This window comes from Candidatus Solirubrobacter pratensis (assembly GCF_000425945.1).
Classification (GTDB): Bacteria; Actinomycetota; Thermoleophilia; order Solirubrobacterales; family Solirubrobacteraceae; genus Solirubrobacter; species Solirubrobacter pratensis.
Genome location: NZ_KE384480.1, coordinates 683,205 through 704,752, shown reverse-complemented (window position 1 = coordinate 704,752; position 21,548 = coordinate 683,205). Strand labels below are relative to the sequence as shown.

The 21,548-nt window shown below is 73.5% G+C and carries 17 protein-coding genes; 3 read left to right on the top strand and 14 right to left on the bottom strand.

All coding sequences use genetic code 11. The annotated features are described in order from the left end of the window. Positions 1 to 34: 34 nt before the first annotated feature. Positions 35 to 1,390 carry a TolB-like translocation protein gene (locus H958_RS0127910; protein ID WP_028061063.1) on the top strand — a complete coding sequence of 452 codons (1,356 nt, stop codon included), beginning with the start codon at positions 35 to 37 and terminating at the stop codon, positions 1,388 to 1,390. A gap of 105 nt (positions 1,391 to 1,495) precedes the next feature. Here the strand turns inward: H958_RS0127910 and hisC are convergent, their stop codons facing one another. The 3 genes from hisC to H958_RS0127895 are packed head-to-tail and all read right to left on the bottom strand — an operon-like array spanning position 1,496 to position 3,681. Next, complete coding sequence (gene hisC, locus H958_RS0127905; protein WP_028061062.1) at positions 1,496 to 2,575, bottom strand: histidinol-phosphate transaminase; 1,080 nt, start codon at positions 2,573 to 2,575, stop codon at positions 1,496 to 1,498. Between the two features lie 45 nt (positions 2,576 to 2,620). Beyond that, positions 2,621 to 2,986: a chorismate mutase gene (gene aroH, locus H958_RS0127900; protein WP_028061061.1), complete on the bottom strand. Its 366-nt coding sequence runs from the start codon at positions 2,984 to 2,986 to the stop codon at positions 2,621 to 2,623. After that, a complete protein-coding gene (locus H958_RS0127895) occupies positions 2,983 to 3,681 on the bottom strand; it encodes a pseudouridine synthase (protein ID WP_028061060.1) in 699 nt (232 codons plus the stop codon). Before H958_RS0127895 ends, aroH begins: the two co-directional genes overlap by 4 nt. A gap of 21 nt (positions 3,682 to 3,702) precedes the next feature. Here H958_RS0127895 and rlmN point away from each other — a divergent pair, with 21 nt between their 5' ends. Further along, entirely contained in the window at positions 3,703 to 4,692 is a 990-nt protein-coding gene (gene rlmN, locus H958_RS0127890) for a 23S rRNA (adenine(2503)-C(2))-methyltransferase RlmN (protein ID WP_051324900.1), read from the top strand. Between the two features lie 26 nt (positions 4,693 to 4,718). Here rlmN and H958_RS40880 read toward each other — a convergent pair whose 3' ends face one another. Beyond that, positions 4,719 to 6,458 (bottom strand): arylsulfotransferase family protein, encoded by a 1,740-nt coding sequence (locus H958_RS40880; protein WP_051324899.1) that lies wholly within the window; start codon positions 6,456 to 6,458, stop codon positions 4,719 to 4,721. Between the two features lie 187 nt (positions 6,459 to 6,645). Here H958_RS40880 and H958_RS40875 point away from each other — a divergent pair, with 187 nt between their 5' ends. Beyond that, a complete protein-coding gene (locus tag H958_RS40875; protein WP_037411520.1) occupies positions 6,646 to 7,575 on the top strand; it encodes a TerC/Alx family metal homeostasis membrane protein in 930 nt (309 codons plus the stop codon). Here H958_RS40875 and scpB read toward each other — a convergent pair. From scpB to gcvPA, 10 genes are all read right to left on the bottom strand, one after another. After that, entirely contained in the window at positions 7,572 to 8,147 is a 576-nt protein-coding gene (scpB, locus tag H958_RS40870; RefSeq protein WP_051324898.1) for an SMC-Scp complex subunit ScpB, read from the bottom strand. The two genes, H958_RS40875 and scpB, sit on opposite strands and share 4 nt — an antisense overlap. After that, a complete protein-coding gene (locus H958_RS40865) occupies positions 8,144 to 8,959 on the bottom strand; it encodes a segregation and condensation protein A (RefSeq protein WP_156028336.1) in 816 nt (271 codons plus the stop codon). The genes scpB and H958_RS40865 overlap by 4 nt, the downstream gene beginning before the upstream one ends. A gap of 13 nt (positions 8,960 to 8,972) precedes the next feature. Then, on the bottom strand, positions 8,973 to 9,989 hold the full coding sequence (gene trpS, locus H958_RS0127865) for a tryptophan--tRNA ligase (RefSeq protein WP_037411519.1): 1,017 nt from the start codon (positions 9,987 to 9,989) through the stop codon (positions 8,973 to 8,975). A gap of 66 nt (positions 9,990 to 10,055) precedes the next feature. Beyond that, positions 10,056 to 12,653: a M14 family zinc carboxypeptidase gene (locus tag H958_RS0127860; RefSeq protein WP_196807596.1), complete on the bottom strand. Its 2,598-nt coding sequence runs from the start codon at positions 12,651 to 12,653 to the stop codon at positions 10,056 to 10,058. A gap of 107 nt (positions 12,654 to 12,760) precedes the next feature. Beyond that, positions 12,761 to 13,108, bottom strand: coding sequence for a DUF2255 family protein (locus H958_RS40860; protein WP_051324897.1), 348 nt, complete (start codon positions 13,106 to 13,108; stop codon positions 12,761 to 12,763). A 40-nt stretch (positions 13,109 to 13,148) separates the two neighbouring features. Beyond that, positions 13,149 to 17,831, bottom strand: coding sequence for an HAD-IC family P-type ATPase (locus H958_RS0127850; RefSeq protein WP_156028335.1), 4,683 nt, complete (start codon positions 17,829 to 17,831; stop codon positions 13,149 to 13,151). Between the two features lie 90 nt (positions 17,832 to 17,921). Next, on the bottom strand, positions 17,922 to 18,068 hold the full coding sequence (locus H958_RS46910) for a hypothetical protein (protein WP_156028334.1): 147 nt from the start codon (positions 18,066 to 18,068) through the stop codon (positions 17,922 to 17,924). Beyond that, on the bottom strand, positions 18,065 to 18,328 hold the full coding sequence (locus H958_RS40855; RefSeq protein ID WP_051324896.1) for a hypothetical protein: 264 nt from the start codon (positions 18,326 to 18,328) through the stop codon (positions 18,065 to 18,067). The genes H958_RS46910 and H958_RS40855 overlap by 4 nt, the downstream gene beginning before the upstream one ends. Positions 18,329 to 18,641: 313 nt before the next feature. Next, on the bottom strand, positions 18,642 to 20,189 hold the full coding sequence (gene gcvPB / locus H958_RS0127830) for an aminomethyl-transferring glycine dehydrogenase subunit GcvPB (RefSeq protein WP_081686339.1): 1,548 nt from the start codon (positions 20,187 to 20,189) through the stop codon (positions 18,642 to 18,644). Beyond that, on the bottom strand, positions 20,186 to 21,541 hold the full coding sequence (gene gcvPA, locus H958_RS0127825) for an aminomethyl-transferring glycine dehydrogenase subunit GcvPA (protein ID WP_028061054.1): 1,356 nt from the start codon (positions 21,539 to 21,541) through the stop codon (positions 20,186 to 20,188). The genes gcvPB and gcvPA overlap by 4 nt, the downstream gene beginning before the upstream one ends. Positions 21,542 to 21,548: the final 7 nt, after the last annotated feature.

Sequence of the window (21,548 nt, the reverse complement as noted above, 5' to 3'; positions counted from 1 at the left end):
GCCGGTCGATCGCCGACGCGAGCATCGCCGCCCAATGGGACGGAACCTGCTCATCCTCACGGCGGCGCTGGCGCTCATCGCACCGGCGCCCGCCGCCGCCGACTCGCTGGTGTTCGTCAAGGACGGCGAGGTCTGGATCAGCCATGCGGACGGCGCCGGCGCGCGAGCGGTCACCCGCGCACCCAACAACTGGGCGTGGCCGTCGGTGGCCGACGATGGCACGATCGTCGCCGCCGGCGGCGCTCAGCGCGTCAATGCGGGCGGCACCGACTCCGACGGCGCCGGCGAGATCTATCGCCTCGACCAGGCGGGCCGGCAGCTCGGACCGCCGGTCGCGACGCCGGGCAGCAACTCGTCGCCGGCGTGCCCGACCTACTCGCCCACGAGCCTTCGGGTCTCGCCGGACGGCCGGCAGGTCGTGTACGACGCCTTCCACTGCGACTACCAATACCCCTTCCTTGAGGACCTCGCGACCGGTCACTTCGGCTCGTTCGCGACAGATTATGCGCGCCCGCAATGGCTCGACGCGACGCACGTGCTGATCACGCACATCGGGACCACGTTCGGCAACGCCTCGTTCGCCGTCTACGACACCGTCTCCGGGACGGGCCACGGTCCGAGCGCCGACCCGTACATGGACGACTACCAGGCGACCGCCGCGCGCGACGGCAGCCGCGTCGCCGTGCTCGAGGACGACGCCCCCGACTTCCTCGACGGTGTGGCGCGCCACGCCGACATCCGGATCTACTCGACCGCCGGCGGCGACGTCACGAATCCCGTCGAGCGCTGCACGCTCACGCTCGATCCCGCGCGGATCAGCCGGTTCATCACCGCCAGCCCGGCGTTCTCGCCCGACGGCGCGCGGCTCATGTGGGCGCAGGACGACGGGATCCACACGGCGCCGACGGCCAACCTCGACAACTGCGCGGCGGTGCAGGACACGCTGCTGATCGCCGGCGGCGCGTATCCGTTCTTCGGAACCGCCGCCGCTACCGATGCACCGCCGCCGGGCCCGACCCCCACGCCGCCGCCCGCGCCGCCCACCTGCTGCGCCGTGCCCGCCGCGTTCACGCTGGCGTCGCCGACGACGCGCGCGCGGCTGAGCCGCACCGGCCGGCTGTCGATCTCCGTCACGGCGAGCGCGAAGGGCGCGCTGCGGGCCACCGGCACCGTCAAGGTCGCCAAGCGGACGATCCGGTTCCGCGCCGCGCGCGCCGCGCTCGCCGCCGGGCGGCACGCGACGGTCGCGCTCACGCTGTCCAAGCGCGACGCGCGACGCGTGCTCGCCGCCCTGCGGCACCGCCGGCTGACCGCGTCGATCACGCTCAGCGCGACGGCGGCGTCGGGCGCCCACGCCGTCAAGCGGCTGAAGGTGAAGCTCGCGCGATGAGCGCCGCGGTGCTCGGATCGGCGCTCGCCGCGGGGCTGCATCCGGCGCCGCGCGTGACGAGCGCCGAGGAACCCGCCGGCGAGGCCGTCACCGGACGCGTGAGCGTCACAACAGGGCGGCCAGCGCCTCCAGGAAGCGCTCGTTCTCGGCCTGCGTGCCGACCGTGACGCGCAGCGCGCCCTCGCGCCCGAGCGCCCCGCCGGCGCGCACGAGGATCCCGCGCTCGGCCAGCCCGCGCATGACGTCGGGCTCCGAGCGCTCCTCGCCGAGGTCGAGCCAGACGAAGTTCGCCTGCGACTCCGCGGTCGCCAGCCCGAGCCCGCGCAGCGACTCCTCGAGCGCCATCCGCTCGGCCAGGTTGCGCTCGACCCGGCGCGTGACCTCGTCGCCGTGGTTGAGCGCCTCCAGCGCCGCCGCCTGCGCGGCCGCGTTGCAGAAGAACGGCTGGCGCACCTGGTCGACGGCGGTGCGGAAGGCCTCCGAGCCGCACAGCGCGTAGCCGACGCGCAGCCCGCAGAGCCCATAGACCTTGCTGAACGTGCGCAGCAGGACGAGGTTGGGGTGCTTGGCCAGCAGGTCGACCGAGTCGGCCGGATCCTGCAGCACGTTGAACTCCACGTAGGCCTCGTCGAGGATCACGGCGACGTGGCGCGGGACGCTCGCGATGAACTCCGCGATCTCGCTCAGCGGCAGCGCGGTCGAGGTCGGGTTGTTCGGGTTGCAGACGAGCACGAGCCGCGTCGCCGCGGTGATCTCCTCGCGCATGCGCGCCAGGTCGTGCCGGTGGTCCTCGGTCACGGCCACCTCGATCGCGCGGGCGCCGGACGCCGCGGCGAGGTGCGGGTAGACCGAGAACGACGGCCACGCGTACACGAGCTCCGCGCCCGGCTCCAGCAGCGCCTCGCCGGCGGCCAGCAGGATGTCGCACGAGCCGTTGCCGATCGCGATCCGGTTCGCGGGCACGCCGTGGACGTCGGACAGCCGGCGCCGCAGCGCCGCGTTGGTCGGGTCCGGATAGCGGTTGAGCCCGCCGAGCGCGCGCGTGACCGCCTCGATCACGGCCGTGATCGGCGGATAGGGCGACTCGTTGGAGGCGAGCTTGGCGATCGGCCCCTCCGACGCGTAGCCGTCGGCGGCCGGATAGACGGGGATGCGGCGGACCTTCTCGGCGAACTCCATCGGCATGGCCGCTCCCAGCTTAAAGACCTGAGGCCCGTAGGTGGGCGAGGGCTATTGCGCGCCCTGCAGATCGAGCCGCAGCTTGCGCGCCTCGTGCAGGTAGACGTGCTCGGCCGGGCCGGGCGCGTACGCGTGGATCAGCACGCGGATCACCTTCGGCAGCGCGCCCGGCACGGGGATCTCGCGCGCGCACAGAAGCGGCACGCTGGAAAGTCCCATCTTGCGCGCGGCGACGGCCGGGAACTGCGCATCCAGGTCGGGCGTGAGCGTGAAGATGCAGCTCACGAGGTCCTCGGCGGCGAGGGCGTTGCGGGACAGGATCTCGCGCATCAGCTCGTCCGTCGCGGCGAGGATCGCGTCGGCGTCGTTGTCATTGACCGTGGTGGCGCCCCGGAGCGCGATCAGCCTCGTGGTCATCGCAGGGAACGTAGCCGTTCCAGCTCTGCGCCCGTGAGCCGGCGCGTGTCGCCGGGCTCCAGCGGACCCAGCCGCAGCGGCCCGAACGCGACGCGCTCGAGCGACTTCACCGGGTGCCCGACCACCTCGAGCATGCGCCGCACCTGGCGCTTGCGGCCCTCGTGGATCGTCAGCTCCACGTGGTCGTTGCCGAGGCGCCGGACGCGCGCCGGCGCGGTCGGCCCGTCCTCGAGCTCGACGCCTTCGCGGAGCGCGCGCAGGGCCGGCTCCTTGAGCGGTGCGTTGCGCACCCGCGCCCGGTACGTGCGCGGGACCTCGAAGCTCGGGTGCGTGAGCCGGTGCGCGAGCTCGCCGTCGTTGGTCAGCAGGATCAGCCCCGTGGTATCGGCGTCCAGGCGCCCCACCGGGTACAGCCGCTCGCGGTGCGGGACGAGCTCCACGACGGTCGTCCGCCCCTGCGGGTCGCTCGCCGTCGAGACGACGCCCTTGGGCTTGTTGAGCGCGAACACCACGCGCTCGTGACCCTCGGCGTGCACCGGCCGCCCGTCGACGAGCACGCTGCGTGAGTCGTCGACGTCGCGCGCGGGATCGGTCACCACGGCGCCGTCGACCTTGACGCGCCTGGCGGCGATGATCGTCTCGGCGGCGCGGCGGGACGCGACGCCCGCGTGGGCGAGGTACTTGGCGAGGCGCATGAGGCTGCCACCATAGATTCCGTGGACCTCGCGCTGCTCGACGATACGCTCGCCGCCGCCGGCGAGCCCGCATTCCGCGCCCGCCAGGTGTGGCGCTGGGCGGCGAACGGCGCGGCCGGCTATGACGCGATGACCGACGTGCCCGCCGGGTTGCGGGACCGGCTGCGCTCGGAGGTCCCGTTCTCGACGCTCGAGCTGGTGCGCGAGGCGCACGCGTCCGACGGCACGGTCAAGGCGCTCTTCCACACCCACGACGGCCGCGCGGTCGAGGCCGTGCTGATGCGCTACCGCGACGGCCGCCGCTCGATCTGCGTCTCCTCGCAGTCCGGCTGCCCGCTCACGTGCACGTTCTGCGCGACCGGCACGATGAAGTTCGGCCGCAACCTGACGGCCGCCGAGATCCTCGACCAGGTGCTGCACTTCCGCCGCATCGAGCCCGTCGACCACCTCGTGTTCATGGGCATGGGCGAGCCGATGATGAACTTCGGCAACGTGATCGCCGCGGCGCGCCGGCTGCCCGACGTCGGCATCACGCACCGGCGCACCGGGATCTCCACCGTCGGCTGGGTGCCGGGGATCAGGCGGCTGACCGAGACCGACCTGCCGATCCGCCTCGCGCTGTCGCTGCACGCGCCCGAGGACACGCTGCGCTCGCAGATCATGCCGGTCAACGAGCGCTATCCGCTCGCCGAGGTGCTGGCGGCGTGCGAGGCGCACTACGAGCGGCGCCGCCGCCAGGTCTTCATCGAGTACGTGATGCTCGCGGGCGTCAACGACGGCTACGCGCAGGCGGTCCAGCTCGCGCAGCTGCTCGATCCGAGGATCTACAAGGTCAACCTGATCCCGTACAACCCGACGGACTCGGTCTACGACGGCTCCTCGCGCAACGCGATCGACGCGTTCAAGGCCGCGCTGGAGGAGCACGGCCTGCGCGCAACCGTCCGCCTCACGCGCGGTCGCGACATCGACGCCGCTTGCGGGCAGCTGGCGGCGAAGACCGCGGCCGCCTAGGCGCCGGGCGAGCCGGCGCCGGCGGCTTACCCGGCCTTGACCGTGGCGCTGCTGGCGAGCACGTTGCCCGCCGCGTCGAGCGCCCGCATCGCGACAAAGCCCTGCGCAGGGAGCGTGATCGCGGTCTCGAACCCGGCCGCCGGCGCCGTCCCGACGACGGCGAGCCCGGTCGCCGCCGGGCCGCCGAGCGCCTGCCAGCGAGCGACGCCGGTCGCGCCGTTCCAGCTCGCGCGCACGGTCGTCTGGCCGCCCTTGGTCTCCGCGACCACCTTGGGCGGCGCCGCCGGCGTGCCCGACCACGGGTAGCGGAACGCCCGGTAGGTGTCGTTGCCGCGCGCGAGCCGGCCGTCGAACACCATCTCGCCGGTGGGCGTGAACTCGCTGAAGTACCCCCGCGAGCCCCAGCCGACGAACTGGTTGCCGTTCGGCAGCACCTCGACGTCGCCCTGCGTGGCGGCCGACAGACCGCCGGGATGGATGCGGGCGGTCTTGAGGCTCGCGGTCTTGGACGCGCCGTCGAGCGTGAGCGTCAGCGCGCGCGAGCTCTTGCGCACGGGCTTGGTGCCCGCGTCGTTGTCGAAGATGGTCAGCGTCCCGTCAGGCTGCGGGCGGGCGCTGTGCTGCCACGCGAAGGCGACGCCCGGGCCGATCTTGTAGTCGGACTTCTTGCCGCCCAGGCGCCACACGACGTGCCCGCTCGCGCGGCCGATCTTGTACACGGTCCACGTGTTGCGGCCGGAGACGATGAAGTTGCCCTCGGCGTCCTCGGCGACCGAGTTGACGTGCATGTAGTCCCATTCGAACCCGCGCTTGGAGGGCGGCACGATGTAGGACTCCGAGAGCCCGACGTCACCCAGGCTGTGCCACTCGAACAGCACCAGGCCGGTCTTGACGTCGATCTCCTGGACGATGCTGTCGACGATCCGGCCCTGGCCGGTCCCGCCCCAGTTGCGCAGGTTCTTCTTGAACCGCTGATAGACCGTGATCAGCGCCGTGTCGCGCGGCGTGATCGTGAACTCGTGCAGGTCGAACGCGTAGCCGTTGCCCGCGTGCACGCCGGCGATCTTGCGGTAGCTGGAGTCGTAGATGACGCCCGTCCCGGCGCCGTCGCCGGTGAAGAGCTTCCCCTCCCACCACGTCAGCGCCGGCCTGCCCTGGTAGGTCTGGACGCGGAAGTCGGCCGCGAGGTCGCCCTGGGAGATCGGCCGGAACCACACCAGCCGGCCGGAGTCGTCGATGATCATCGGCCCGTCCTGGCCGCGGCCGGCCTTGGGCGCGATGAAGACCAGTCCAGGAGCGCGGCCCGGCTTGACGGTGTTGATCACCACCGCGGGCGGCTCCCACTTGGGCTCGGTCGCGTAGTGCTGGACGTTGCCGCGGCCGACGACCGGTCTCTCGCCGACGCGCGGGCCGAGCGTCGTCGGCTCGCCGATCGTGAGTCCGAAGTCGCCGTCCTTGGCGCCGTTGATGTCCAGGCTCGTGCGCACCGTCAGCCGCTCGCCGGCGCGGAACGGCTTCGCCGGCACCCAGCTCGCGCCCTGCCCGTCGGAGTGCGCCTTCAGCGTGCCGGCGTGCCTGCCGCTGCGCGAGCCGCTGACCGAGATCGTGCCCAGCTGCGCGGGCGGCGCGCCCCGGAAGCTGATCTGCGTGCCGGGCATCGCGGTCCGCGTGCCGGGCGGCGGGTAGGCCGAGATGGTGGCCGCGGCCGCGGGCTCGGCGGCCGCAAGGGCGAGCAGGAGGACTCCTGCGGCGATAGGCGTGCGCACGTTTCGTGCAACTCCTCATGCCGACCTAAGTTTCGGCCCATGTGGCCGCTGACGACGCTAGGCTTCGATGTGAAGGGGAGTATCCCTTGAGCGATGCCGCCGTCAGGACGGTCCGAACGGACCCGGTGGCGTCCGCCCATGCGGCGGGAGACACCTTCGAACGATAATCCGCACGTTCGGAGGAATCATGCACGTCTCCATCTTCGCCTGGATCGGCCTGATCGCCGCCGTCGGCGCCCTGCTCGTCGTCGACCTGTTCTTCGCCCACCGCCACGCCGACCGCATCTCGCTGCGCGAGGCCGCGGGCTGGAGCGTGCTGTGGATGGCGGTCGGCATCGTCTTCGGCCTCGTGGTGCTCGCCACGCTCGGCGGCGCCGCCGCCGGCGACTACTGGGCCGGCTTCCTGCTCGAGAAGGCGCTCTCGCTCGACAACGTGTTCGTGATCGCGGTGCTGCTGACGTCGTTCGCGGTGCCGCAGGCCTTGAAGGCCGACGTGCTGACGTTCGGCATCGTCGGCGCGCTGATCCTGCGGGCGGTGTTCATCGTCGCCGGCGTCGCGCTGCTGGAGGTCTTCCACCCCGCGCTGTATGTGATGGGCGCGCTGCTGGTCGTGACGGGCGTCCGGATCGCCTACAAGGACGACGACGGCGAGGGCTTCGCCGACGGTCGGCTGATGACCTGGCTGCGGCGCGTGCTGCCGATCGGCCACGAGTTCAAGGGCGACAAGCTGCTGGACCGCGAGCACGGCCGGCGCGTCGTGACGCCGCTGTTCGCGGCGCTGCTCGCGGTCGCGATGGCCGACGTGGTGTTCGCGATCGACTCGATCCCCGCGGTGCTTGCGATCACGACCGAGACGTTCCTCGTGTTCGCGGCCAACGCGTTCGCCCTGCTCGGCCTGCGAGCGCTGTACTTCCTGCTCGACGGCGCGGCGCAGCGCTTCCAGTACCTGCACTTCGGGCTCGGCGCGCTGCTGGTGTTCGTCGGCGCGAAGATGTTGACCGAGGATGTCCTCCACATCCCCACCGGCGTCTCGCTCGGCGTGATCGTCGCGACGCTCGGCGCCGCGATCGGCGTGTCGCTGTTGGTGACCGGCCGGCGCGAGCGCGCGGCGGCCTAGCGCGCGGCGGCGGCTTCGCCGCGGGCCTCGCCGGCGCGCAGCAGGCGGTCGCGCAGCGCGGCGGCCTCCTCCGGGCTCGGGTCCCACTGCGCGATGTCCGGCAGTTGCTCCGGCGAGTCCAAGCCGAAGAGCTTGAGGAAGAGCGGCGTCGTGCGATACAGGACGGCGCCGAACTGGCTGCGGCCGGCCTCCTCGATCAGGCCGCGGTCGGTCAGCGCGGAGGTGGCCGATTCGCTCGCCACCCCTCGGATGCGGGCGACCTCGGGGCGCGAGACCGGCTGGAGGTACGCGACGATCGCCAGCGTCTCGGCCTGCGCGGGCGTGAGCGAGGGCGTGCGCGGGCGCGCCAGCAGGCGGCGGGCGGCCTCCTCGGCGTCGGGGTGGCTCGCCAGCGCGACGCCGCCCGCGACCTTGCGCAGCACGAGCCCGCGGTCCTCGAGCTCCTGTCCGAGCTCCTCGAGCGCCTGCGTCACCGCGTCCTCGCCCGTCTGCAGCGCGTCGGCCAGCTCTTCGACCGAGACCGGCTCGGGGGCGAGGAAGAGCAGCGCCTCGATGTGGGCGGACAGGTTCACGCGGCCGCCACAGTCCCGCCTCGACCCGCCGAGCGGCGGGAGTCCGAGCCCGCAGGGCGAGAACTCCCATCGTCACGAGCCTCCAGGCGAGTGACGACGATGTCACCGAACGGCTCTTCCTGCTCCCACGCGGCCTCGCCGCGCTTGTAGAGCTCCAACAGCGCCCACAGCGTCACGCACACGGTCCCGCGATCGGCGTCCTTGACCGCATCCTCGAACGAGAAGCGGCCGCGCCGCAGCAGGGTGCGCAGCAGCTCCAGCCGCTCCCCCACCGACACGCGCGGCTGCGCGATGTGCGTGAGGTCCACGGGCGGCGGCACGCGCAGCAGCCCGCCCAGCGAGGCGCCGAGGACGGCCGGGTCGTAGGCCGCCGTGGCGTTGGCCAGGGGCACGCGGCGCAGGGCCTCGGGCAGCGGCGCGGAGCGGTGCAGGTACCCCTGGTTGTGCGTGAAGCGGCCCGCCAGGTGCTCGCCCGCGGCGCGGAAGCGCATGTACTGCAGCATCCGCTCGACCAGCTCCTCGGCCGCCTCGGCCGGCTGCAGCTCGTCGAGCTCCTCGACCTCCTCGCCGGGCAGCATCAGCCTCGACTTGAGCTCGAGAAGCGCGGCGATCAGCACGAGGAACTCGGTCGCGGCCTCGAGATCGAGCGCCTCGGAGGACTCCAGGTGATCGAGGTACGCGATCACGACCTCGGCCAGATCGACCTCCAGCAGGTCCAGCTCCTCGCGCAGCACGAGCGAGAGCAGCAGGTCGAACGGGCCGGCGAAGACGTCCAGGTCCAGCTCGAGGTCGGCGATCCGCGTCACGGGCACGTGCCCCGGGAGGCTAGGCGGCGCCCCCGACGGATCGCCGCAGCGCGGGACCCACGCCCATCGCCTCGCGCACGTCGGCCACGACCGGCGCGGCCAGCGCCTGCGCCTTCTGGGCGCCCGCCGCGAGGATGTCCTCGATCGTCGCCGTGTCGCCCTGCAGCTCGGCGTAGCGCTCGCGCACGGGCGCCAGCGAGGCGGCGACCTCCTCGCCGACCGTGGTCTTGAAGTCGCCGTAGCGCTGCGGGCCCGAGTACTCGCGCTCGATCTCCTCCGGCGTCGTGCCGCGCACGATCGCGAGGATCTCGATCAGGTTCGCGATCCCGGGCTTGTCCTCACGCCGCACGATCTCGTTGCCGGAGTCGGTCTGCGCGCTCTTGAACTTCTTCACGATGCTCGCGGGGTCCTCGTCGACGTAGACGGTGCCCTTCGGCGTCCCACCGGTGGTCGACATCTTCCGCTCGGGCTCCTGCAGGTCGCGCACGCGGGCGCCGACCTTGGGGATGTTGCCCTCCGGCACGACCAGCGTCTCGCCGAAGCGCTTGTTGAAGGTCTCCGCGACGTCGCGCATCAGCTCGATGTGCTCGCGCTGGTCCTCGCCGACCGGCACCTCGTGCGCGCGGTAGGCGAGCACGTCGGCGGCCATCAGGACCGGATAGAAGAGCAGGCCCGCGGACACGAGCTCGCGCTGGGCGACCGACTTGTCGCGGAACTGGTGCATGCGGTTGAGCGCGCCGAGCGGCGTCACGCTCGAGAGCAGCCAGCTCAGCTCGGTGTGCTCGGGCACGTCGCCCTGGCGGAAGAGCACGCAGCGCTCGGGGTCCAGTCCGGCCGCGACGAGCAGGGCCGCCGTCTCCTGGGAGCGCCGCCGCAGCTCCGCCGGGTCGTAGCCGACGGTCGTCGCGTGCAGGTCGACGATGCAGTAGATGGCGGGATCGCCGCGGTCCTGACCCTCCACGTACTGGAGGATCGCGCCGATGTAGTTGCCGAGGTGCTTGCGCCCGGTGGGCTGGATGCCGGAGAAGATCCGCATGGGATGCCCAGCAGGGTATCCCGCGGGGCCTCGGCGTCCGAGGCCCCGCGGGGGTTCGATTCCCGGCTACGACGCCGGCATCGCCTTCATCTCCGCCGCCGTCACCGCGGTCGAGGGGCCCTGGTAGATCGCGTTCGCCACGACCGTCCACAGCGCCCGCGGCCAGCTGCGGAACGTGATCTCGCTGCCCGACAGCGTCACGTGCCCCTTGTCGACGTCCAGCTCCACGATGTCGGCCTTGCCGCGCAGCTGGTCGGCGCCCTGCTCGTACCCGCTCGCCAGCAGGTTGCCGGTGCCCGGGTACGCGCCCGCGATCCGCGCCTTCGGATCGCTCACGTTCCACGCGCGGTCGGAGTCGAACCACGTGACCCACTCCGCCGGCATGCCCCACGCGGCGGGCACGCTGCTGTCGAAGCTCTCGCGCAGCAGCACGCCGCCGGCCTGGAACGGCGACGTCGTGGCGACCTTCTGGATCGGCAGGTTCAGCAGCGCCTGCGCGGTCTCGGACGCGCTGCCGAGCGCGACGAGGTTGCCGCCGCCGCGCACGAACGCGGCGAGCTGGCTCCAGCCGGCCTCGCCCACGCCGCGCGCCCACGACCACTCGGCCGGGTAGCGCGTCATGTCGAGCCCGTTGACGATCCGCGCCCGCGTGATGCCGTCGGCGAGGATGATCGTGTCGTAGAGGGCGTCGAGCTTCGGGTAGTCGTCGGCCGAGACGACCTTGTAGTCGATGCCAGAGTGCTCGAGCAGCCACATCATCCAGCCGCCCGGCATGTTGTTGGCGCCGCGGACGAGCCCGACGCGCGTCCCCGGCTTGAGCTTGAAGCCGGCGACCGCCGGGACGGTGTCGCTCGCGTAGACCGGGAGTCCCTCGCTCTTGGCCACGTCCTCGAGCACCATCCGCGAGCGCGCGGACGGCGGCACGATCACCGTGCCGGGCGCGAAGGTGCGCGCGCCCGAGCTGAACTGCGCGGCCGAGCGGAACGCCGGCACGTCCCACTTCTGCAGCTGGGCCAGCAGCGAGGCCACGCCGTAGGAGCTCGGCTCGACCAGGTACGCGCCGCTCGCGGCGGGCGCCTGCGGCAGCAGCACGCCCTCGGGCTTGACCTCGGTCACGCGTTCGGTGGGAGCGCTGAACGCCGCCTGCACCGGCTGGACGTCGACGCCGAACATCAGCGCGACGCTGTCGGTGAACTCGCTGTAGGGCATGGTCAGCGGGCAGGTCGCGCACGGCCTCGCCCAATCCGGGTACGCGGCGTTGTCGAGCAGCTGGTTGATCCAGCGCCCGAGCGGCTGCTGCGTGCGCAGGATGTAGGAGCCGGCCGGGTACGACTTGCCGCCGGCGGTGAACGGCGCGGTCGCGCGGTCGATCTCGGCCTTGCCGAAGTCGAAGATCTTCAGCAGCTCATACAGCGCGTACGGGTCGCGCTGGCCGGACGGCAGCACGTAGGCGTAGGGCCCGTCGCTCCAGGTGTAGCTGTGCTTGGCGACGAGATAGACGTTGTTGTAGAGCCAGTCCGACGAGTTGCGCGCGACGCTCTTGGTGGCCGCGTAGAGACCCAGCTCCGCGTAGTCGGACGCCTGCTTGAGCGTCCACGTGTTCCCCTTGTACGGGTCGGGGTTGTCCATGGAGCGCCCCTGCGGCCCGAGCGGCCCCGCCTGGGTGTACGGGTACGCGAGGTCGCGCTGGCTGGCCGTCTCGGTCAGGAACAGCGAGGTGCCGACGAACGAGGAGTAGCCCGCGACGTCGGCCGTGAACATGATCCCGTAGGAGTTCTGCGTGCCCATCGAGTGCTGGATGCCCTTGTAGCCCGCGGCCAGGAAGGACTTGCCGACCTCGAGGCCCAGCGCGTTGGCCGACTCGTGCGTGATCGGGTCCAGGTTGTTGGAGACCGGCTCCTGGTATGGCGGCATGAAGATGCGCGAGGTCGTCGCGTCCTTCTGGTGGAGCACGTGCTCGACGACCGGGTGGTACTTCTCCTCCAGCGACACGCGGGCGCGCGTCTCCGGCTGCGTGAACACGTACCAGTCGCGGTTGTCGTCGTGGCCCGCATAGTGGTGATACAGGTCCGGGTAGGTCCGCGTGTAGCTCGTGTTGGCGGTCTCGTCGAAGTAGTCGACCACCTTCTTCCAGCCGTCCGGGTTGCCGGACACCGCGACGACGAGCACGACGTTGTCGAGGACCTGCTTGGTGTCGGCCGACGTGTCGGTCGCGAAGTGGTGGATCGCGTCGATGATCGCGGGCATGTTCGCGACCTCGGTCGAGTGGATCGTCGACTCGATCAGGTACGTCGGCTTGCTCTGCGCGACGAGCGCCTTGGCGTCCTCTTCGGTCAGGCCCTTCGGGTTCGCGAGCCGCTCGTTGGCGGCGACGATCTTGTCGATGTTCGCGAGGTTATTCGGCGAGCTGATCAGCAGCACCGGGTAGTCGTCTCCCTCGGCGGTCTTGCTCTGGACGAAGTAGTCGGCCTTGTTGGACCGGTCCCCGATCAGCTTCGCGTATTGCTTCGTCTTCTCCCAGGTCGGCAGCTTGCCCTCGGTCCCCATCTCGAACCCGAAGAACTGCTCAGGCGTGGGTATCGCGGCCGCGTGGGCCACTCCAGGAGCCAGCGCGAGGCAGGCGACGGCGAGCGCGCCTGCGAGGCGCGCACGGCGATACGGCATGGAATCCCCTCCCATGAGGGCGGCCACACCCCTCGGCGGCCGCACACCCCGTATTCATATACGGACGGGCGCGTCGGCGACTGTCCGCGTCAGGACGAAGGCCGCGGCTACGGCGAGACGAGGCGCAGCGTCGTCGCCGCGACCTCGGGCGTCACCATGGCCTCGGTCGGCCGGGGCGAGCGCTCGCCGTACTTGGCGCGGAACGCGTCCGAGATGCGCTCGTTGAGCCCGGGGTCGCGCTCGGGCTCCACGCGCGCCTCGATCCCCTCCACCTCGACACGGCCGTCGCGCAACGCGCGCTGGTACCACGCGCCGCGCTCGCCGTGGAAGGAGCGGATGTAGGCGTCGCCGTCGACGACGACCGACCAGATGGGAAGGCGCTTGCTCGGCGTCGCCACGTGCACCTCGCGGGTGGTGTCGAGCACCTTCAGCGCGTCCGGGGCAAGGGAGGCCATGGGCACACGCTACTCCCGCGTTCATGCGACGCCGGGCGGCTCACGGGCTCGTGCCGTGAAGCGGCGCGCCGGCGCGCGTGAGCGCGGCCGTGCCGAGCGTCGCGGCGCCGATCAGTCCCCAGCCGGCCGGCCCGAGCGGCCCGAAGCCCAGGAACGCGCGCAGCGGCCCCAGCATGGCGGCGAGCAGCGCTCCGGTGGCGACGACCGCGCCGGCGACCGGCGCCGACAGGCCGCCGTCGGTGCGCCCATCGGCGATGGTCAGCGCGAGCTGCGTCGCGCAGATCGACCCGAACGCCACCGAGCCGGCGCCGGCGGGGGCGCGCCGCAGCGCGACGGCGTACGCGGCGAGCGACGGCGGCGCCGTCGTGGCGGCCCGGTTGAGGATGTCGCGCCGCAGCGGGCGGTCGAGCGCCTCCGCCCCCTCGCGCGCGAGCGCGCTCAGTCGACGGTGCTCCGGCGGCTGCATCGCGACAGCGACCGCCGGCAGCACGTCGGTGACGAGGTTCATGGCGAGGATCTGGCGCGCCGTCAGCGGCGAGGGAAGGCCGAGGATCGCGGCGCCGGCCAGCAGGCCGACCTCCCCGAGGTTGCCGCCGAGCAGCAGGGCGAGCGCGCGGCGCATGTTGCGCCAGAAGCCGCGGCCCTCCACCAGCGCCTCGGTGAAGACCCGCACGTCGTCCTCGGTCAGGATCACGTCGGCCGCCTGGCGCGCGACCTCGGTCCCGCCGCGACCCATCGCCACGCCGACGTCGGCGAGCCGGAGCGCCGGCGCGTCGTTGACGCCGTCGCCCGTCATCGCCACCGTGTGGCCGCGACGCTGCAGGCTCTCGACGATGCGCAGCTTGTCGAGCGGCGTGATCCGCGCCGCCACCGTGGCCCGCGCGAGCCGCCGGTCGAGCTCCACCGGACCCAGCTCGGCGATCTCGGGCCCGGTGACGACCGCACCGTCGTCGACCGGGAGGCCGGCCTCGCGCGCGATCGCCCGCGCCGTCGTCGGATGGTCGCCGGTGAGCATCAGGACGCGCACGCCTGCCTCGCGGCACCGGCGCAGCGCGTCGGCCGTGCCCGCGCGCAGCGGGTCGGCGATGCCGACGAAGCCGAGCGCCGTCAGCTCGCGCGGGTCGGCGGCGCCGGCGCTCGCCGGGCCCTCGGCCACCAGCAGCACGCGCAGGCCTTGGGCGGCCAGCGAGTCCGCGCGGGCGAGCAGCGCGGCGGCGTCGGTCAGGGGCTCGTCCTCCCCGCCGCGCCGGACCGCCCTGCAACGCGGGGTGAGCGCCTCCACCGCGCCCTTCACGCACAGCCGCCCGTCCGCCACCGCCGCATGGAACGAGCGCGCCGGGTCGAACGGCCACTCGCGCTCGCGCCGCGCCCGCAGCTGGTCGCCCAGCTCCGCCTTCTCGGCGGCCTCGAGCACCGCGACGTCGGTCGGATGCGCGCCGGCGCCGGACGCGTCGGGATGCGGGCTCGCGTGGGCGGCGGTGCGCAGGATGTCGCGAAGCGGCGGCTGGAGCCCGCGCTGCGGGCGGGCCTCGCTCTCGAGATCGGCGACCACCCGGACCGCCGGGCGGCCGACGGTGAGCGTGCCCGTCTTGTCCGCGCACGCGACGTCGACGCGACCGAGCGCGTCCACCGCCGGCAGCGAGCGCACGAGCGCGTGGCGGGCCGCGAGCCGGCGCGCGACGCCCGCCGCGCTCACCGTCGCCAGCAGCTGCAGGCCCTCCGGGACCGCGGCGATCGCCATGCTCGCGCCGAGTGGCAGCTGCGTCGCGAGCGAGCGCCCGCGCAGCAGCCCGGCGCCCGCCACGACGGCGCCGGCCCCGGCGACGACCGGCACGCCCTGGCGCATCATGCGCTCCAGCCTCACCGCCAGCGGGCTCGGGGCATCGTCGTCGACGTCGAGCGCCGCGGCGATCGAGCCGAGCCGCGTGTGGGAGCCGACGGCGACGGCGACGGCGCGGCCGGTGCCGACGGTCACGTCGCTGCCCTCCAGCACGATCCGCGAGTCCTCGGTCCCGTTGTCGGCGCCCTTGGCGACCGGCATCGACTCGCCGGTCAGCGCGGCCTCGTCGACCTGGAGCCCGTGGCTCGAGAGCACGCGCGCGTCAGCCGCGACACGATCGCCCGGCGCGAGCACCAGCACGTCTCCCGGGACGACCTCCTCGGCGGCGACCGTCACGGCCCGCCCGTCGCGCAGGACGCGCGCCTCCGGCGCCGTCAGCTGCTGGAGCGCCTCCGCCGCACGCCCCGCTCGCTGCTGCTGCCACGCCTCGATCAGCGTATTGGCGGCGATCACGGCCGCGATCATCACGACGTCGGCGGCGGCGCCGAACGAGAGCGACAGCAGCGCGCCGCCGGCCAGGATCGCGTTCGCCGGCGAGCGCAGCTGGCCGGCGACGGCGACGGCGAGCGGACCCCGCCGCGAGCGGACGGCGCGACGGCGACGGCGGCGCCCGGCCTCGCGCGCGCTCAGGCCGTCGGCCGAGGCGCCGAGCTCGCGCAGCACGGCCTCGGCCGGCAAGTGGCCCCAACGCTCCGGGCGCGGATCGGTCAGCCGCCCCACCGTCGCCCGTGCGCGTCCCCCGCCCTGCAGGCGAAGCCAAGCGAGCGCGAGGGCGGCCGCGGAGGCCATCGTCGCCGGGCGCGAAGCGGCCACCACCGTGGGCCGCGTACGCAGGCCCCAGACGGCGCCCACGACGTTGGCGAGCAGCGAGAGCGCCACCCCGTCGCGCTCGGCGCGCCCGGCGCGCGCGCCCGCCTCGATCGTCGCGGCGACGGCCGCGAGGTCGGGCGCGAGCAGGTCCGCGCGCGCGCCGAACGCGCCGCCGCGACCGCCGGTCACGCCGATCGCGAGGTCGCACGCGTGGAACGCGGCCCCCGCGGCGGGACCGTCCGCCACCACGGCGACCCGCGCGCCGCTGCGCTGCAGCGCGCGGACGGCCCGCGGCGCGTCGTCGGCATCCAGCAGCGAGATCTCCGCGCGCTCGGCCAGCGCGTGCGCGGCCCCAGGGGTCGACTCCCGGCGCAGCAGCGCCAGGCGGGCGCCGAAGCGCGCGCATGCGTCTGCCAGCACGCGGGCGCCGGCGGCCAGCCGCGGCCGCAGGACCAGCGCCCCGGCCGGCGCGCCGTCGCACTCGAGCACGAGCACGAAGCCGTCCGCCCCCGCGTCGACGCCGGGATGCCGGCGCGCCTCGAGACGGTACCGGCGGCCGTCGATGGTCGCCGCCGCCGCGCTCCCGTCGAACCCGGCGTCCTGCGCCGTCCGGGCGCGTGCGGCCGCAAGCCCGGGTCCCCACGGAGAGCCGGCCGCCGTCGCCACCTCGCCGGCCAGCGCGATCACCTCTGAGGCCGACAGCTCGGCGCCGGACGCCACGGCGCGCTCGACCTCGATGCCGTCCGCGAGCAGGCGGGCCTCGTGCACGAGCACCACGTCAGGGCGCCGCAGCCGGCGCTCGGGGCGCGTGCCCACGACCGTCACCCCCGCGCGCACGACGCGCGCGGCCGCGCCGTGATCGGCCGCGGCGCGCCCGTGCAGCGACGGGCGCGCGGTGAGCAGCTGAAGGGTGACGAGCGCCGCACCGGGCGACCGCGTCACGAAGCCGACCGCGGCGGCGGCGCCGATCGCCGCCACGCCCATGACCGCGGCGTAGACGTCGGCCGCGGCCGGTGGCGAGGGCCTGGTCTCGCCGGCGGAGAATCCGTCCGGCGCGCGGGCCTCGATCACAAACGGCCCGCCGGACACGCGCGCTCCGGCTTCGACCGGCGCGCCCGGCACGAGCGCAGACGGAAGCCCGTCCGGCCCGATCGCCGTGCCGGCGCCCTCGAGCACGACGCCGTTGGCGCGGGCGCGGTCGCCGCCTCGCAGCCGCAGCCGCGACCCCGCCGCCACCGGCTCCCCGGCGGCGTCCTCGTGGGCGGTCCAGGCAGACGCCCGCGCGCGCAGCGCCGTCAGCGCACGGAAGGACGAGCCGACGGCGACCGCGAGCCCGAGCGTCTTGCCCGAAAGCGTCTGGGCGGCGAGGCCGGCGCCCGGGAGCACCGTGTCGGCCGCGCGGTCGCCGACCAGCGAACGCGTCGCCGAGCGCAGCGGCGGAACGCCCTCGCCGACGCTCACGAGCGCCGCGACGACAGCCGGCTTCGCGGACGCGACCGGCGCCCCGGTGCGGCCGAGCAGCCCGCGCGTCAGCAGCAGGCCGAGGCCGAGCGCGGCGGCCGCAGCGCGCGTGGCGCTGGTGGTGAGCGCGACGGCGTCGACGGGCTCGCGCGGCTCCGGCGCGCCGGCGACGCCCGCGTCCGCCTCGAGCTTCGCCACCGCTTCGCACAACGTGGCGGCCACCGCCACCGCGGGATCGAATTCGACCAGCGCCCGCGCCGTGAGCGGGTTGGCGCCGACGTGGCGGACGCCGGGCAGCGCGCCGAGCGAGGCGACGACGCGCTCGGCCATCCGCGCGTCGGCCTCCAGCCCGCGCACGGCGATGCGAAGGCGCGCGACGGGCGGCGGCTGCCGGACCGCGGGCCGCCGCGCCGCCGGGCGCTGCTCCGGCGCAGGCGCGGTGCGCGACCCGCGCCGCTTCTCCGGCGCGGCCTGGCCTGCCAGCTCCGCGAGCGGCGCGAGGATCGCCTCGTGCGAGAGCGCGCCCTCCTCGAAGTGGACGAGCACGTTCCCCGTCGTCGCACTCGCGCGGACCTCCCGCACGCCGCGCAGCCGGCCGAGGGCGCGCTCCACGTCTTCGAGCGCCGCCCCGCGTGCATGAACGCGCACGCGCCCGGGGAGCGCGTGGAGGATCCGCGGCTCCGAGGTCGCCCCGCTCACATGTCAGCGCCGCCGCGCCGCCTGGGCCTCCGCCAGCAGGTCCTCTCCCTCTTCGCGTGCGCGTGCCACGAGCCGGCGGAGCCGCTCGACGACGCTGTCGATCGCCTCCTCCGCGCGGCGCCGGTTCTCGTCCCAGGACGTGTCGGTCATGTCCCGCTCCGGGCGCGTGACGACCGGCGGGCCCGGCCCTCGGCGGACGAGCCGTCGGCGCCGCCGCCGTTGCGCGACGCCTGCGCCTCGCGCACCGCTCCCCGCGCGACGCCCGCCACCGTGTCGCCCGCGGTCATGATCCCCGCGAGCCCGAGCACCGCGCCGCGGCGCATGACCCGGCGCACATTCGGGGACATCGCCGCCGCGGTCAGTCCGGCGGCGATCGCGACCTCGGAATCGAAGAAGTCATCCAGCGCCATGCTCGCTCCTCCCGTTCGCTTAGACCTACTTTGCCTGGGCGAGCGCCTTCCAGATAACGCCCCCGTAACAACACTGACGAGCACGGCGCGCCGCGGGGCGGACTGGGCTCGCCGCGAGCGCCCGTCCGCTCCGAGAACAACTCGATCACGAATTTTCAACAGGACGCCAACGGCGAGCCGCTTGAGTGCAGCTCATGCTCAAGCTCATGTTCGCGGTCGGACGCTTCCTCGTCCGCCGCTACCTCCCGGCCGTCGCGGCCCGGATCGGAATTCCCGCCCCGGTCGCGAAGCTCGTCGCCGCGGCCGTCTAGCTCTACAGCGGCTGGCGGATCACCGGGCGCTTCGCGGCGCCCGCCTCGTCGAGCCGGCGGACCGGCGTCTGGTACGGCGCATTGCGGGCGATCTCCGGATCCTCGGCGCCTTCGCGCAGGATGGCGGCGATCGCGTCCGCGAACGCGTCGAGCGTCTCCTTGGTCTCGGTCTCGGTCGGCTCGACCAGCAGCGCCTCGTCGACGATCAGCGGGAAGTAGACCGTCGGCGGGTGGAAGGAATGGTCGAGCAGGCGCTTGGCGAGATCCAGCGTGCGCAGGCCCAGCTCGCGCTTCATCGGCGCGCCCGAGAGCACGAACTCGTGCATGCACAGGCGGTCGTAGGCGGGAGCGAGGTACTTGGTCGCGCCGTTCTCCTTGAGCTTCGCGAGCAGGTAGTTCGCGTTGAGCACCGCCGTCTCGGACGCCTCCTGCAGCCCGTCGGCGCCGAGCGAGAGGATGTAGGCGTAGGAGCGCACGAACACGCCGTAGTTGCCCTGGAAGCCACGCAGGCGCCCGATCGACTTCGGCCGGTCGTAGTCGAGGTCGAACGTGCCGTCCTCGGCCTTGACCACCTGCGGCCGCGCGATGAACGGCTCGATCCGGTCCGAGACCGCGATCGGCCCCGCGCCCGGCCCGCCGCCGCCGTGCGGCTGGGTGAACGTCTTGTGCAGGTTGAAGTGCACGATGTCGAAGCCCATGTCGCCCGGGCGCGTGCGGCCCATGACGGCGTTGAGGTTCGCGCCGTCGTAATACAGCGTCGCGCCGACGCCGTGGACGATCCTGGCGATCTCCGCGATGTCCTCCTCGAACAGGCCCAGCGTGCTCGGATTGGTGAGCATCAGGCAGGCGACATCGTCGTCGGCCTTCGCGCGCAGGTCGTCGAGGTCGACGCCGCCGCGCTCGTTCGTGCCGACCTTGACGACCTGGTAGCCGCCCATCGTCACGGTCGCGGGGTTCGTGCCGTGCGCGGTGTCGGGCGTGAGGATCTTCGTCCGGTGTTCGCCGCGGTCCTCGTGGTAGGCGCGCGTCAGCAGCACGCCCGCGAGCTCGCCGTGCGATCCGGCGCTCGGCTGCAGCGACACGTGCGGCAGACCGGCGATCTCGCCCAGCGCCTGCTGGAGCTCCCACATCAGCTGCAGCGCGCCCTGGGCCCGCGAGGGGTCCTGCAGCGGGTGCAGCCGGGCGTTGCCCGGCAGCGCCGCCACGCGTTCGTGCAGCTTCGGGTTGTGCTTCATCGTGCACGAGCCGAGCGGGTAGAAGCCGGTGTCGAGGTCGAAGTTGCGCTTGGAGAGCCGGTTGTAGTGGCGGACGATCTCCGGCTCGGCGATCTCCGGCAGCTTCGGCGTCTCGCGGCGCTGGAAGCGCTCGGGCAGCGCGTGCGCGGGGACGTCCAGCTCGGGCGCGACGAACGCGCGCCGGCCGGTCTTGGACTTCTCGTAGATCGTGGTCGCGCGGTCGCGCTGCTGCTCGGTCTCGACGATCGCGGACCGCGTCGGATGCGGATGCGCCTCGATGCCCGGGTCCGCGTGGAGCTGATTGTTCGTCGTCATCGCGCTGCAACCGCCTCGCGCTCCGCCGCGACGGCGGCACCCAGCACCTCGGCCAGGCGGTCGATGTCGGCCTTCGAGCGCTGCTCGGTGATCGCCACCAGCAGGCCGTTGTCGGGCAGCGGGTGGCCGGGGTTGACGCCCTCGGCCGCGCAGCGCTCGATCACGCCGCGGACCGGGGCGTCCAGCGTCAGCGCAAATTCGCGCACGACGGGCTGGTCGTGCAGCGCGGTCACGCCGTCGAGCGCGGTCAGCGTCTCGCGCGCGTAGTGCGTGCGCGCCACCAGCAGCTCGCCGAGCTCCCGGATCCCCTCGCGGCCGAGCCAGCTCAGGTAGATCATGCCCGCGAGCGCGTTGAGCGCCTGCGCCGTGCAGATGTTGTGCGTCGCCTTCTCGCGCCGGATGTGCTGCTCGCGCGTCTGCAGGGTCAGCACGAAGCCGCGGCGCCCGTCGACGTCGGTCGTCTCGCCCGCGATGCGCCCCGGCATGCGCCGGATGTACGCCTGCTGGGCGGCGAAGAAGCCGAACGAGGGGCCGCCGTAGTCGAGCCGGTTGCCGAGCGTCTGCCCCTCGCCGACCGCGACGTCGACGTCGAAGTCGCCCGGGGGCCGCAGGACGCCGAGCGTGAGCGGGTCGCACTGCACGATCAGCAGCGCACCGGTGGAGCGCGCGACCGGCGAGAGCGCCTCGAGATCCTCGATCGCGCCGAGGAAGTTGGGCTGCGCAATCAAGACGGCCGCCACGTCGTCGTCCATCGCGCCCTTGAGCGCGTCGAGATCGGTCACGCCGTCCGCCAGCGGGATCTCCTCGACCGTGGTGCCCCAGCCCGCCGAGGTGGTCTCGAGCGTCTCGCGCGAGTGCGGGTGCAGCGCGCCGGAGACGAGGAAGCGCTTCTTGCCGGTGTGGCCGTGAGCGAGCCAGCCGGCCGCCGCGACCGCGCTCGGCCCTTCGTAGACGGACGCGTTCGAGACCGGCAGAGCGGTCAACTCCGAGATCGCGGTCTGGTACTCGAACATCACCTGCAGCCCGCCCTGGGAGATCTCGGGCTGGTAGGGCGTGTACGGCGTCAGGAACTCCGAGCGCGTGATGATCGAGTCGATCAGCGAGGGCACGTAATGGTCGTACATGCCGGCGCCGAGGAACGAGATCTCGTCCTCGGCCGACACGTTGCGCGCGGCCAGGTCGCGCAGGTAGGCGTAGACCTCCTGCTCGGGCTTGCCGGCGGGAAGGTCGAGCGCGCGGCCCAGGCGCACTCCCTCGGGGATCTCGGCGAACAGGTCGTCGATCGTCTCGACGCCGATGGCGGCGAGCATCTCGGACCGGTCCGCGTCCGTGGCGGACGTGTAGCGGCTCACATATGTG

Coding starts and splice junctions, on each gene's coding strand:
- H958_RS0127910 (WP_028061063.1), top strand. CDS start 35: ATGGGACGGAACCTGCTCATCCTCACGGCGGCGCTGGCGCTCATCGCA.
- hisC (WP_028061062.1), bottom strand. CDS start 2,575: ATGCCGATGGAGTTCGCCGAGAAGGTCCGCCGCATCCCCGTCTATCCG.
- aroH (WP_028061061.1), bottom strand. CDS start 2,986: ATGACCACGAGGCTGATCGCGCTCCGGGGCGCCACCACGGTCAATGAC.
- H958_RS0127895 (WP_028061060.1), bottom strand. CDS start 3,681: ATGCGCCTCGCCAAGTACCTCGCCCACGCGGGCGTCGCGTCCCGCCGC.
- H958_RS40875 (WP_037411520.1), top strand. CDS start 6,646: ATGCACGTCTCCATCTTCGCCTGGATCGGCCTGATCGCCGCCGTCGGC.
- trpS (WP_037411519.1), bottom strand. CDS start 9,989: ATGCGGATCTTCTCCGGCATCCAGCCCACCGGGCGCAAGCACCTCGGC.
- H958_RS0127860 (WP_196807596.1), bottom strand. CDS start 12,653: ATGCCGTATCGCCGTGCGCGCCTCGCAGGCGCGCTCGCCGTCGCCTGC.
- H958_RS40860 (WP_051324897.1), bottom strand. CDS start 13,108: ATGGCCTCCCTTGCCCCGGACGCGCTGAAGGTGCTCGACACCACCCGC.
- H958_RS46910 (WP_156028334.1), bottom strand. CDS start 18,068: ATGACCGACACGTCCTGGGACGAGAACCGGCGCCGCGCGGAGGAGGCG.
- H958_RS40855 (WP_051324896.1), bottom strand. CDS start 18,328: ATGGCGCTGGATGACTTCTTCGATTCCGAGGTCGCGATCGCCGCCGGA.
- gcvPB (WP_081686339.1), bottom strand. CDS start 20,189: ATGACGACGAACAATCAGCTCCACGCGGACCCGGGCATCGAGGCGCAT.